This is a genomic window from Asaia astilbis JCM 15831, from assembly GCF_000613845.1.
GTDB classification, from domain to species: Bacteria; Pseudomonadota; Alphaproteobacteria; order Acetobacterales; family Acetobacteraceae; genus Asaia; species Asaia astilbis.
In genome coordinates, this window is record NZ_BAJT01000015.1 from 44,546 (window position 1) to 57,590 (window position 13,045).

At 57.9% G+C, this 13,045-nt stretch carries 12 protein-coding genes and 2 pseudogenes; 5 read left to right on the forward strand and 9 right to left on the reverse strand.

Annotated features, from left to right (window positions below; all coding sequences use genetic code 11):
• Positions 1-4: 4 nt before the first annotated feature.
• From JCM15831_RS11685 to JCM15831_RS18695, 9 genes and pseudogenes are all read right to left on the reverse strand, one after another.
• Entirely contained in the window at positions 5-646 is a 642-nt protein-coding gene (locus JCM15831_RS11685; protein WP_025824402.1) for an NADH-quinone oxidoreductase subunit B, read from the reverse strand.
• Between the two features lie 2 nt (positions 647-648).
• Complete coding sequence (locus JCM15831_RS11690) at positions 649-1,104, reverse strand: NADH-quinone oxidoreductase subunit A (RefSeq protein ID WP_025824403.1); 456 nt, start codon at positions 1,102-1,104, stop codon at positions 649-651.
• 267 nt (positions 1,105-1,371) lie between these two features.
• Positions 1,372-2,673 (reverse strand): glycoside hydrolase family 15 protein, encoded by a 1,302-nt coding sequence (locus tag JCM15831_RS18680; RefSeq protein ID WP_198024313.1) that lies wholly within the window; start codon positions 2,671-2,673, stop codon positions 1,372-1,374.
• Positions 2,674-2,804: 131 nt separating this feature from the next.
• Positions 2,805-3,200, reverse strand: a complete 396-nt coding sequence (locus tag JCM15831_RS21965) for a trehalase-like domain-containing protein (protein WP_269530454.1) — start codon at positions 3,198-3,200, stop codon at positions 2,805-2,807.
• Between the two features lie 96 nt (positions 3,201-3,296).
• Entirely contained in the window at positions 3,297-4,127 is an 831-nt protein-coding gene (locus JCM15831_RS22890) for a glucose-6-phosphate dehydrogenase (NADP(+)) (RefSeq protein WP_306301849.1), read from the reverse strand.
• Positions 4,010-4,801 (reverse strand): glucose-6-phosphate dehydrogenase (NADP(+)), encoded by a 792-nt coding sequence (locus JCM15831_RS22895; protein ID WP_232228162.1) that lies wholly within the window; start codon positions 4,799-4,801, stop codon positions 4,010-4,012. Before JCM15831_RS22895 ends, JCM15831_RS22890 begins: the two co-directional genes overlap by 118 nt.
• A 95-nt stretch (positions 4,802-4,896) precedes the next feature.
• Entirely contained in the window at positions 4,897-6,513 is a 1,617-nt protein-coding gene (locus tag JCM15831_RS11705) for an efflux transporter outer membrane subunit (protein ID WP_198024315.1), read from the reverse strand.
• Positions 6,513-8,095, reverse strand: a pseudogene (locus JCM15831_RS18690) (DHA2 family efflux MFS transporter permease subunit). The gene JCM15831_RS11705 and the pseudogene JCM15831_RS18690 overlap by 1 nt, the downstream one beginning before the upstream one ends.
• A pseudogene (locus JCM15831_RS18695) lies at positions 8,092-9,212 on the reverse strand (HlyD family secretion protein). The pseudogenes JCM15831_RS18690 and JCM15831_RS18695 overlap by 4 nt, the downstream one beginning before the upstream one ends.
• Positions 9,213-9,563: 351 nt before the next feature.
• Here JCM15831_RS18695 and JCM15831_RS11720 point away from each other — a divergent pair.
• The 5 genes from JCM15831_RS11720 to JCM15831_RS11740 are packed head-to-tail and all read left to right on the forward strand — an operon-like array spanning position 9,564 to position 13,042.
• On the forward strand, positions 9,564-10,841 hold the full coding sequence (locus tag JCM15831_RS11720; RefSeq protein ID WP_232228163.1) for a molybdopterin molybdotransferase MoeA: 1,278 nt from the start codon (positions 9,564-9,566) through the stop codon (positions 10,839-10,841).
• Entirely contained in the window at positions 10,831-11,868 is a 1,038-nt protein-coding gene (gene moaA, locus JCM15831_RS11725) for a GTP 3',8-cyclase MoaA (protein ID WP_025824406.1), read from the forward strand. The genes JCM15831_RS11720 and moaA overlap by 11 nt, the downstream gene beginning before the upstream one ends.
• 1 nt (position 11,869) lies before the next feature.
• Entirely contained in the window at positions 11,870-12,367 is a 498-nt protein-coding gene (moaC, locus tag JCM15831_RS11730) for a cyclic pyranopterin monophosphate synthase MoaC (RefSeq protein WP_025824407.1), read from the forward strand.
• Positions 12,348-12,611: a MoaD/ThiS family protein gene (locus JCM15831_RS11735; RefSeq protein WP_232228164.1), complete on the forward strand. Its 264-nt coding sequence runs from the start codon at positions 12,348-12,350 to the stop codon at positions 12,609-12,611. The genes moaC and JCM15831_RS11735 overlap by 20 nt, the downstream gene beginning before the upstream one ends.
• Complete coding sequence (locus JCM15831_RS11740; protein ID WP_025824409.1) at positions 12,608-13,042, forward strand: molybdenum cofactor biosynthesis protein MoaE; 435 nt, start codon at positions 12,608-12,610, stop codon at positions 13,040-13,042. The genes JCM15831_RS11735 and JCM15831_RS11740 overlap by 4 nt, the downstream gene beginning before the upstream one ends.
• Positions 13,043-13,045: the final 3 nt, after the last annotated feature.

Consider the following 13,045-nt stretch of genomic DNA (forward strand, 5'->3'; position numbering starts at 1 on the left):
CTCCTCAGATCGTATCCGGGGTGCGCAGCTTGGTGACCGCCATGCGCTCTTCGCGCTTGAGGTCACGCATGCTGGGAGGCGTCACCTTGGTCACTCCCTGGTCGCCCACCATCCAGCTCAGAGGACGCCGCTGCTTGCCAATGGAATCCTGCAGCAGCATCAACCCTTCGAGCAGCGCGTCAGGGCGCGGCGGACAGCCCGGCACATAGACGTCTACCGGGAGAAAGCTGTCGACACCCTGCACGACACTGTAGATGTCATACATGCCGCCAGAGTTGGCGCAGGAGCCCATGGAGATAACCCAGCGAGGCTCAAGCATCTGGTCGTACAGATACTTCACGATCGGCGCCATTTTACGAAAGACCGTGCCGGCGATCACAATCAGATCGGCTTCACGCGGCGTGGCACGCAGAACTTCAGAACCGAAGCGCGCGATATCGTAGCGGCTGGTAAATGCCGTCGCCATTTCGACGTAACAGCAGGAAAGACCGAAATTGAACGGCCAGACAGAGTTTTTTTGCCCCCAGGAAATAAAATCCTGAAGCTTTCCGACAACAAGATTGCGACGCACATCCTCATGCATCAACAACTCTTCCGGAGACTGCAAACGGGGCTCGCCGACGGCGGAGGTAAGAGTCCAAGTCATCGTTATACGACCTCGCGCTCGGGGATTTTGACAAGTTCAACGGGGGAGTTGGGCGGCACCTTGACCGGCATGCGGCGGTGCTTGGGGCCCCATTCAAGGGCGCCACTGCGCCACAGATAAATCAGGGCGAGGGTCAGAAAGACGACAAAGGTCAAGACCGAGAAGAAGGCGGCCCAACCGGCCTCGACCACTACGGAAGCCCAGGAATAAATAAACACGCTCTCAACGTCGAAAATCACGAAGAAGACGGCCAGAAGGTAATACTGCACCGGCAGACGGATACGCGCCGAACCCGTGGAAAGGATGCCTGACTCGTAAGGGAGGCTCATTGAGCGCCCCCGCGCTGCGCCAACGCGACGAGGCCCGAGAGCAGCAGAGAGCGCCACCACAATGCAAAGGAAGATGACCGTAAAGGCCACGTAGATCGCTAAAGCATGATCTGCGAGAAACTGAGACACTGGCGCAACCACCTATTCCCGACGAGACCAGAAGCCGATGTACCGTTGCAGCGTGTAACACTGGTCCGGAACTAAATAGCTAGTGGTCGTGAGGTTTTTTATCTGCGCCATTGCGTAGCATCACATCAAGTCCCTGCCTATCACCAGAAGGGGAGCACACGAACCCGTGATTATTAGTATAGTTTCAGTCCTCTTTTTGTTGATATCTATTATCAACTCAATGCCGTAACGAAAAACTTCATCCCGAAGACTTGTTGATATTTATTATCAACTTCGCAATCCTTCATGAGACAGGGCCTGATCGAGGTATTGTCCTGCCCTGATTAGCGCGAGATGAGTAAAGGCTTGCGGGAAATTGCCCAGATGTTCGCCGGTCGGACCAATTTCTTCTGAAAAGAGGCCCACATGATTGGCATAAGACAGGGTCTTGTCGAACAAGAAGCGGGCCATCATCACATCGCCTGAACGCGCAAGACACTCGATGTACCAGAAAGAGCACATGGTAAAGGTGCCTTCACTCCCGGAAAGACCATCATCATTATCGCCTTCGGCCACGCGATAACGGAAAACATGGCTGTCATCGACCAGTTGCTCGCCAACCGCCTTGAGGGTAGCGACCCAGCGTGGATCCTGATCGCCGATGAAGCCCATCAGAGGCATGAGGAGACATGAGGCATCGATTGCCGTACCCCCCTTGTACTGGACAAAATACTGCAGATCCTCGTTCCAGAAGTTATTCTGCACATCCATGTAGATGGCATTTCGCTCCCGCACCCAGACGGCAATGCGTCCCGGAAAACCGCGCTCCTCAGACAGGCGGATGGCACGATCCAGAGCGACCCAGCACATGATGCGGGAGAACAGAAAATGCTTCTTGCCGCCGCGGACTTCCCAGATACTTTCATCCGGCTGATTCCAGTTAAGACAGAGCCAGTCGATACCCTCGGCAATCGACTCCCACGCCTTCCAGCTCAGGCGCTCGCAATGACGGTCTGCATGATAAACGGCGTCCATCATTTCGCCGATGATATCGAGCTGAAGCTGATCCTCGGCACCATTGCCAATACGAACGGGACGTGAGTCCCGAAAGCCGCGAAAACGGGTCAGCTCTGTTTCGGGAACGAAATCCTTGCCATCGATCGCATACATCACCTTCAGGCGCGCTTCATCCGGCTGTGCATCGAGACGACGCTGGTGCAGCCAGCGAATGAAGGCTGTCGCTTCTTCCGTGTGACCCGTTTTCATGAACGCGTAGACCATGAAAGATGAGTCGCGGATCCAGCAATAGCGGTAATCCCAGTTCCGCTCGCCGCCGGGGTCCTCAGGCAAACCGAACGTCGCCGCGGCGACCATCGACCCGTGCTCTGCCGATGTCAGCAATTTGAGGGCCAGAGTCGAACGCGTGATTTGCTCGTGCCAGCGCCCGTGATAATCGGCCCGGGCAACCCAATCGATCCAGTAATTGGCCGTCGCCTTGAAGGCGTTCGAGGTCCAGTGATCTTCAGTGCAGAGATTTTCATCGCCGGTCAGACTATCGAGCATGAAAATGGCGGTCTGGTTGAAGTCCAACACAAATTCCGCACACGCATCGCCCTCGCTAATCTCAATGGGGATCGTCGAGCTGATCCGGAGTTTCGGCAGATCGTCGCGGTCCGGCTCGAACAGAATGACCCGATCACTGAGTGCGCGCGCTTTATGGCCTACCCGTGCGTAATCGAAGCGGGGTGCACAATGCAGCCGGAACTTGATGGAGCACGCACGGCCTTGACGCGACGGATGACACGCTGCTCGGGATAATCAGCACCAAGCGTCATGAAATCCGAAATTTCGCTGACACCCTCGGTCGAGAGGACGCGCGTCAGCAGAACATTGGTATCAGGCACATAGAACTGACGAAACGTTCCTCCTGCGAGCACCGGCGCCAGAGCAAAGCTACCGGCCTCCGGCTCGAGCAGAGACGCAAAAACGCTTGGACTGTCGAAGCGCGGCCAGCACATGAAATCGATCGATCCGTTGAGCGCGACAAGTGCCGTTGTTCTCAGATCGCCAATGACAGCGTGATTTTCGATCGCCATGTTCATCATCAGTTCTTTCAACCATGCCCTTTCGACGGGCGTCGGTTAGAGAAAAATGGGCTCGTGCCTGGTGAAGCGACATGCTGAAACCCGGCACAAAATTCTGTGCCCAGAGTGTTAAGTCACGGGAAGCCAGCGTCGGCCGTCACGCTCAAGCAGCGCCGCTGCCTGATCCGGTCCGTCCGTTCCGGCCTCGTAGAGAAAGGGCTCCTGCGCAGGCGCCACGATCGGATCGACTGCCGCCCATGCTGCCTCGATCGTCTCTGCGCTCTGAAACAGCATCTGGTTACCGCTCATGCAGTCATGCAGCAGGGCTTCATAGCCGACATTGGGTGTCTTTTCGAAAAAGTCGTCGTAGAGAAACCGGCTCTGGACCGGCGCAATAATCTCTTCGAGCCCCGGTTGTTTGGCATCGAAATTGATCGCAACGCCCCGCACAGGATCGAGCAAAAAACGAATGACATTGCCGATGCGCGGATCATCCATATCCTGATTGAACAGAGCGTAAGGCGGCTTTTTGAAGACCACATTGATCTCGCTTCGCCGTGCTGACAGGCGCTTGCCGGTACGCAGATAAAATGGCACCCCGCCCCACCGCCAGTTATCGATGTGCAGCTTCATGGCGGCATAGGTTTCTGTCTGGCTGTCTGGGGCCACACCGGGCGCATTGCGGTAGGACGGCACGGCGGCCCCTGCGATCTTTCCTGCCCCATACTGTCCGGGCACATAGTCCTCGACTTTCAGCGGGCGTATCGCCTGAAGGAGACGCGTCTTTTCCTGACGCACGGCCTCGGCTGCGAGAGACGCAGGCGGCTCCATCGCAATCAGGCTTAAGAGCGTAAAAAGATGATTAGGGACCATGTCGCGAAGAGCGCCCGTCTGCTCATAGAAGGACCCGCGCTTTTCGACGCCGATCGTCTCGGCGACGGTGATCTGGACATGATCGATATATTCCCGCCGCCAGATTGGTCGAACAGTACATTCGAAAACCGGGCGATCATGATACCCTGATTGGCTTCCTTACCCAGAAAATGATCGATCCGGTAAATCTGGTTTTCCGTCGCCTGTCCCCGCATCACAGCATCGAGCTCGCGCGCCGAAGCAAAATCATGACCGAAGGGTTTTTCGATGACGATGCGTCGGTAGCCTCGCCCCTCTTTCAGAAGCCCCGCCTGCCCCAGCCCCGTCGCGATGCGGGCAAAAAACCGCGAGGCAACAGCAAAGTAGAAGATAACGTTTCCGGCGCCCAGCGCCTCACGCAGTGTGTTGTAGAGATCTGGCTGGGTAAAATCGCCGGAAAGATAATGCGCCTTCGCAGTGACCCGCTCCCAGACGCTCCGATCGAGCTGGGGGCAGGAGAACTCCGCCGACGGATCCTTGGCGTCCTGCTCGGCAAGTGTGAAGAGTTTTTCTGCCCATTCCTCTCCCGACTGCTCAGCGCGATCGACCGCCATGATCTGAAAATCAGACGGCAGAGATCCCGCCATCGCAAGATCATAAAGAGAGGGAAGAAGAAGTCGTCGGGTCAGGTCGCCGCCTGCCCCGAAAATAACCAGCTTGCAGGGCAGGAGATCGTCCGACTTCTGGAATACGCCACGAAGCTGATTAGTAGCCGTTGACATGATGCTCCTCCCTCTTACTCAGCGAGCAAGAGGGAAAAGCTTAACGAACCGGATAGATCATCCGATTATTTTCCACGCCTCAAACAATTACGTGATCAGGCGTGGTGAGATTTGTCATCCCCAGCCTGTCTGACAATTGAATCTACAGGCTTGTCTTGCGGAAACTGCGTCTCCCAGCCCCCGCCCAGAGCATTGTACAAACGGGCCATATTGCTGGCGATGGTCGTCGTGCTGTCTGCCAGCTGAAGCTGGGCCGACAGCAGATCGCGCTGCGCCGAGAGAACGTTCAGATAGGTAGTCAGACCGCTACGGTACTGCTCCTGCGCCAGCTTCAGAGCGCGCTGACCCGCGTCAACTGCTCCCTGCAGACCGTCGCGTCGCCGTTGCTCGTCACGATAGGCGATGAGGGCGTTATCGACATCACGCCACGCCCCAAGCACCGTCTGGCGATAGGTGATCGCAGCCGCTTTTTCGGCATAGCGGTTCAGCATCAGCTGCCCACGCAGACGCCCGCCCTGAAAGATTGGCAGTGAAATGGAGGGGCCGATATTCCACGCACGCGCGTTCCAGAACCCAAGATCACGGAACGACAGCGATTGCAGACCGAAATCGGCGTTGATCGTGATTTTGGGATAAAACTCGGCCTCTGCTTCAGCAACATTGGCAACAGCCGCATGAAGCTGCGCCTCGGCCTGACGAATATCAGGACGGCGCTGTGCCAGCTCGGACGGCACGCCGACAGGGACGCGAGGAGGCACGACAGGAATCCCCGCCGTCCGTGTCAGCTCGTCATTGAGCGTGCCCGGAGGCGATCCCAGCAAAAGGCTGATCGCATTGATCTGCTGTTCAACGCGCTGCTCGAGCTGGGCGATCTGGGCCGTCGTGGAATCAAGCTGAGCTTCGGCGCTTGTCACGTCGAGTTCGGTGACGAACCCTGTTTTCTGACGCTCTTTCGCCAGCGCAAGCGTTCTGGCCTGCGTGTCACGATTAGCCGTGGTGATACGCAGCTGCTCCTGAAGCCCACGAAGGGTCAGGTAGTCATTGGCCATGTCGGCCTGCTGCGCGATCAGGATGCCCCGGCGTTCTTCATCCGTTGCCTGCAGATCAGCCTTGGCTGCCTCATACTGTCGGGCAACACGCCCCCAGAGATCGACCTCATACTGAGCGTCGATCGAATATTTCCACTGGTTCAGCAAAGGAACCGTGGCGTCACCCGAACTCTGATCCAGCAGGGTCGCGCGCTCCTGCGTCAGAGCCCCGTTACTGCTTTTCCCGACACTGGAGATGATGCGCTGGATCATCTTCGAGCTGTATTGCGAGCGCGTATAGGAACCGCTGGCCGACAAGCCCGGAAAGCGCTCTGCGCCCGCCATCATCAGCTGCGCACGGCTTTGCGCCAGCTGTGCCGTTGCCCGCTGGATATCGAGGTTCTGCGTTGCCAACCGGGTCTCGAGCGAGGTCAGGGTGGGGTCGTTGAAGATCTTCCACCAGGTCGGATCGGGCGCATCGGCGCTCGTCTGACTGCCTGCCTGGCCAGAGTGCGCATGCATATCATACTGGCTGGGCGACCACAGATCGGGCTTGTGGTATTTCGGCCCGACGCACCCGGGCAGGGTCAGAGCCATGGCAAAAGAGGCGCCACTCATCATGAGCGTGCGCGGGGAACGGCCTGTCTTCAAGGCGTGGCTCCAGAAGGTCAAGAAAATCGTCATTAATGGGCACCTCCGGCCGGGCCTTTTTTAGCCATCGGAGACAGCAGGAAGCAGAAGGGAACGACACAGAACGCCATGATGCCGATCACCATGAAGGTCTGGTTGTACGCCACCATGGATACCTGCTGCATGAAGCTCTGATAGTAACTATGGACAGCAAACTGATGGGCCGCAGGCGACGGCAAGCCTGCATCCACGGCCACCTTTTGCACTGTGTTCAGATAGTCCTGCCCATTGGCATTATAATCGGAAGACCAATGCGCCATCAGGCTTTGCCGCACCTGCTTGGTTTCGGTCACAGCGGCCGTCGCGAGTGAGATGGCCAACGAGCCGATATAATTGCGCGACATGCTGAACATTGCCGACGCATCCGAATTCAACTCCTTGGGCAAGGTCGAATAGGCAATGGTCGAAAGCGGCACGAAGAGGAACGCGAGCGCCGATGTCTGAAAGACACGGTATCGCACAAGCTCGGCATAGCTCGTCGTCGGAACGAGCTGCGCCGAATAGAAGAGCGCAAGCCCCATGATGAAGAAGCCACAGGCGATCAGATAGCGCACCTGCACGACGCCCATCAGTTTTCCGACGATGGGGATGAGACAGATGATCACCGCGCCACCCGGCGCCAGCACCTGACCCGATATGGTCGCCGTATAGCCAAGAACCTGCTGTGCGAATTGAGGACGATAATCGCGGACGAGTAGAGAAGCGCCCCGACCATGGCCATCAGAAACGTGCTCACGGCAAAGTTGCGATCTTTGAAAATGGCAAGATTCAAAAGCGGGTTCTTGGCGCGCAGCAACCAGATGATCGCGCCAATCACACCAACGGCACCGAGCACGGCCATGGTGATGATGAAGGGCGACCCGAACCAGTCATCGTCTTCACCGCGATCGGCCATGATCTCAAGACAGCCAAGGCCGAGCGTGATCAGGCAGATGCCGATGACGTCGATCTTCTCGCGTTTCTGCTTCTCCCACGGTGGATCCTCGACCAAGGCCGACACGCCCACCAGCGTCAAAAGACCGAACGGTACGTTGACGTAGAAAATCCAGCGCCACGAGAAATTATCGACGAGATAGCCACCCAGAAGCGGACCGAGAATAGGTGCAACGATGGTGGCCAGAGCCGTCAGACCGAATGCGGCACCGCGTTTTTCGGGCGGAAACGTATCGAGGATGATGGATTGCTGGTTCGGCTGCAATCCGCCGCCGAACAGACCCTGCATCAGACGAAAGATGATCAGCATCGGCAGGCTCGTCGACAATCCACACAGAAAGGACGACACCGTGAACATGGCAATACAGATCAGAAAGTAGCGCTTGCGCCCGAGCAGCTTGCCGAACCATGCCGAGATCGTCAGCACGATACCGTTGGCGACCAAATAGGCGGTCAATGCCCAGGTCGCATCGTCGTAGGAACTGCCAAGCGCGCCCGCGATATGGGGCAACGCCACATTGATGATGGTGGTGTCGAGCACCTCCATGAAAGCGCCCAGCGTCACCACAACTGCAATCAGCCAGGGGTTTGCTTTCGGCTTCCAGCTGGAATGGTCGGCTTTGTCGCTGGACGCGTCGCTCATGGGACAGTCACCGTCGGAACGACAGAAACACCAAGCGGCAGCGGCACGTTCGGGTCGAGACCGCTATCGATCAGGATCTTGACCGGAACACGCTGGACGATCTTCACGAAATTGCCGGTCGCATTTTCAGGCGGGAAGGCGCTGAACGCCGAGCCTGCACCGAGCTGAATCGAGTCGACATGACCATGAAGCTTGAGGTTCGGGTAGGAGTCGACCTCGATCTCGGCCTTCTGACCGGCACGCATTTTGGCGATCTGCGTTTCCTTGAAATTGGCAACCACCCAGACTTCAGGCTCGACGATTGAGAACAGCTTCTGCCCAGTCTGCACGAAATCGCCCTGCTCGACATTACGCTGCGAAATCCAGCCATCATGGGGCGCCCGCAGTTCTGTCCAGCCAAGGTTGAGCTGCGCCTGCACGAGATCAGCTTCTGCAGCCTTGAGAGCCGCTTTCTGCTGCTGCATGGACGATTCCTGATTATCGATATTCGCCTGCACAGGGGTGGATTGCTGCAATTCACCCTCAGCGCGCATGACTTCAGCACGTGCCTGATCCAGCGCAGCCTTTGAATAATCGATGTCCTGCTGAGTCTCGCTGCGCGCGACACGCTATGCTGACGGCGATAATCGGTCTCGGCCTTGAAGAGCTGCGCCTGAGCAGAAGACAATGCGCCCTTTGCCGAAATCAGACGGCCCGGAAAGTTCTGCTTAGCGACCAGAACCATCTGCGTTGCCGCTGCAAAATTGGCCTGAGCCTGCGCGATGCTGGCCTCAGCCTTGTGCAGCGAAGCGAGATAGTCACGATCGTCGATCTTGACCAGAATCTGGCCCGCATGAACGAATTGGTTATCGTTCACCAGAAGCTGCGTGACATAACCATTGACGTGAGGCGCGACCGAAAGCTTGCGACCTGCCGTAAAGGCATCATCGGTTTCGATCTGGTTGCGGGTCAAAAGCCAGTATCCCAGCCAGACAACCGCAATGACGGCAACGACCAGAATCAGGATCGCTATCTTGACCGGGCTGCGCTTCTTGCCCCCGTTCTGCTTACCCTGATCGTTCTTCTGCTCGTCATCGCCCTGCGATGCACGATTATCCTGCTCGTCGCCCTGCGCCATGTGCATCCTCTCGGCGTTGTGCCCTCTCCTGAGGGACAACTCGGTTTTTGGGTCTGAAGACCCGAGTTCTATCGGCCGATCTGAAAATGACCGTTCGGTTCGGTCACGAACTAGCATAGCTGTTTGGGGCCATCAATCATCTGTTTCAGAGAATGTCTCGTCTTTCACGAACTGTTCGCAAACCCTTGAGGCTCAACCCTCACAGGGTTCCGCAGTTGCGTGACACTTTGAGGTTTTCCCCTCTCGATTCTTTTCGACATCGAAAAGGCCAAACCAGCTCTCTCTCCCCTTCCGGTTCATGGACACGCTTGCGTCGCGCCCCAGATATGGAAGAGGCCAGTCGATCAGCTCATGATAGGGTTTGCGCTTCATGCCGCTTCTTGGGAAAACATCACCTATGGTAAGGGAGCGTCTATGTTCGATCTGCTGACAGTAGAAATTGCCGACAGCCTCGTCAGGGATTCCGTCGCACCCTTCGGTCAGGAAACCGTCCCGCTTGAGCAGGCTGCCGGGCGCATCCTTCATCAGAGCGTGAAGGCGGAGCGCGCGCTTCCCCCCTATGACCGCGTCATCCTCGACGGAATCGCTGTCAGGTGGCAGCCGAACCTCTCGGCATTCACGCTTTGCGGCACCCAGCCGGCTGGCCACCCGCCCATAACGCTGCCGGACGCGCCTGTCTCAAACGGAACGGCCTCGGCCATCGCTGTCATGACGGGCTCGGTCCTCCCCTTCGGCACAGATACCGTCATTCCGCGCGAGCACTTCAAGATCGCAGGGGATCAGGTGACGCTCCGAGAGGGCTGCCTTCCGTCAAAAGGACAGCACATCCACCCCAGAGGCGCGGATTGCGAAGCTGGAGCCATCCTCCTGCAAGCAGGCATCAGACTCACCTCGCCCGAGATGGCCATTCTGGCCGCCAATGGTGTCTCACATCCGAGCGTCACGACTATTCCTTCGATCGCCATCATTTCGACAGGGGACGAGCTGGTCGCGCCCGATGCTCCTGTAGAAGCATGGCAGATCCGTCGTTCGAACGACTATGCAATCTCCGCCTCCCTGTCCCGCAAGGGGTTCACGCGGCAGGCTTTGTGCCTGTTACCCGACGACCTGCCACGCATGACCGAGAGCCTTGCCACATTGCTCGATCAGCATGACGTGCTGGTTCTGAGCGGGGGCGTTTCGATGGGGCAATTCGACTTCGTACCCAAGGCGCTGACCGCCCTCGGTGTCAAAACCGTGTTCTACAAGGTGGCGCAGCGCCCCGGCAAACCGTTCTGGTTTGGCCTTTCCGCCAAAGGCCAGCCTGTTTTCGCGCTGCCCGGCAATCCCGTTTCCGCACTCGCCTGTTGCAGCCGACATGTCGTGCCCGCTTTGCTGGCGGCTCAGGGGCTTTCTGTGGCCCCCCTTCGTGTATTGCTCGACGCATCGCTGACGCCGCTCCCGACCATGACCCGTTTCGTCCCGGTCCGTCTGATTCATGACGAGAACGGCGCCGCCCGTGCTCAGCCGCACCCGATGCCGACATCGGGCGATTTCAATCGTCTTGGCGTCACCCATGGTCTCGTCGAGCTCGCACCGGGTGAAACGCCTCTACCTCCCGGAAGCGTCGTGCCTTTTTATGAGTGGTGAAACGTCTCTTCCTGACGCGCCCCGGGATCGCCTCGCCCGGCCCTGGCATGATTTGCGTATTTCGGTCATGGACCGGTGCAACTTCCGATGCCCCTATTGCATGCCGCAATCGGTCTTTCATGACGATTTTGCCTTTCTCGCCCCGTCTCAACGCCTTGATTTCGATGCGATCATTCGCATCGCGCGGCTTTCAGCAGGTCTCGGTGTCAGTAAACTTCGTCTGACGGGGGGTGAGCCTCTTCTCAGACCCAATCTTTCCACACTGGTGCAACAACTCACCTCCCTGCCGGGGATCGACGATGTCGCGCTCACGACCAATGGCGTACTTTTGGGGCGCCATCTCGACGCCCTCCATGAGGCTGGCCTCTCGCGCCTGACGATCAGCCTAGACAGTCTCGATCCTGTTATTTTCAGCCAAATGAGCGGGGGCCGTGACGTCCTCAGCACCGTGCTGAGCGCTATCGACGCTGCGGCCCGACGCGGTTTTCCGGGCGGCATCAAGGTCAACACAGTGCTTCAGCGCGGCGTCAATGAGAAAGATATCCTGCCTCTCGTCGAGCGGTTTCGCCATTCGGGCATCATACTGCGGTTCATCGAATATATGGATGTCGGCACGCGCAATCACTGGTCCGAAAGCGCCGTTGTTCCTTCGGCATCGGTTCTGGAGCGCATCGCCGCGCGCTGGCCGGTCGAACCCGTGGCACCGCATTATCGCGGCGAAGTGGCACAGCGCTATCGCTTTACCGATGGCGCAGGTGAAATCGGCTTTATCTCGTCTGTGACAGCCCCGTTTTGCGGTGATTGCTCGCGCGCGCGCCTGTCTTCTGACGGACAGCTCTACACCTGTCTTTTCGCGGATGAGGGCACCGATCTGCGCCCGGCTCTTGCCGATCCGGATGATCAGGCACTCGACAGGCAATTGCGTCACATCTGGCAAGGGCGCGGGGATCGTTATAGTGAAAAGAGAAACCCCGAGCCGCAACGCGCCTCGGGAGATCGCATCGAGATGTATTATATCGGAGGCTGAAATGGCGTCGCTGACCCATGTAGATGAAAGCGGGCAGCGCCCCCGTATGGTCGAGATCGGTGACAAGAGCGTCACGCGCCGCGAGGCCCATGCCCGAGCAAAACTGCGTTTCCCTCCCGAAGTCGCTCAAACACTGGCCGATGCCGGATATATGACGAGCAAGGGCGCGGTCCTGACCGTGGCACAGATTGCAGGTATCATGGGCACCAAGGCGACCGCACAGCTGATCCCGCTCTGCCATCCCCTTTCTCTTACAGGATGCAAGGTAGAGATCACGATCGAGGATTGTGACGCCATTATCGATTGCCGCGTTAAATGCGAAGGCAAGACTGGGGTCGAGATGGAGGCCCTGACCGGTGCCACCGTCGCGGCACTGACGCTTTACGATATGTGCAAGGCACTCAGCCACGACATGGTCATCCACGATGTTCGGCTGATGGGAAAAACCGGCGGCAAGCGCGATTTCGGGCACGATACTCATGATGCTGGCACGCCCTGAGATGCCTCGCCTCACTCTGGAGTATTTTGCTTCTCTTCGCGATGAAGCCGGATGCGCGCAAGAGCAGATCGAGAGCACTGCGCCAAGCCTGAGCGCTCTTTATGACGAACTCTCGCAGCGACACGGCTTCAGTCTGCCCGCCACCCGGCTGCGTGTCGCCGTTAATGCTGCTTTCGCCCCGTGGGACCAGTCGCCCAGAGATGGCGATCATGTTGTCTTCATTCCTCCGGTATCCGGCGGATGAGCGCTTTTCTTCTGACAGAAACGCCGATTGATCCCACATCATTCAGCGCCGATCTACGGCGCGACGAAGCCGGCGGCTATTGCAGTTTCGAAGGTTGGGTCCGCAATCACAGCGACGGACAAGCCGTCCTCGGGCTCGATTATCAGGCTTACCCGGCTCTTGCCGAGACAGAGGCTCTTGCGGTGCTGAGGGAAGCGGAGGCCCGTTTCGATATCGTTGCGGCTTCGTGCATCCATCGCACAGGCTCGCTGGTAATCGGTGACATGGCCGTCTGGATTGGCGTGTCAGCCGCCCACCGCGATGCGGCCTTCACGGCCTGCCGCTTCGTGATCGACGAAATCAAGAAACGCGTACCTATCTGGAAGCGAGAACGCTACGCAGACGGGCATTCTGAATGGATCGCCTGCCATGAAGTGACTGAGAATTCCTGAGAT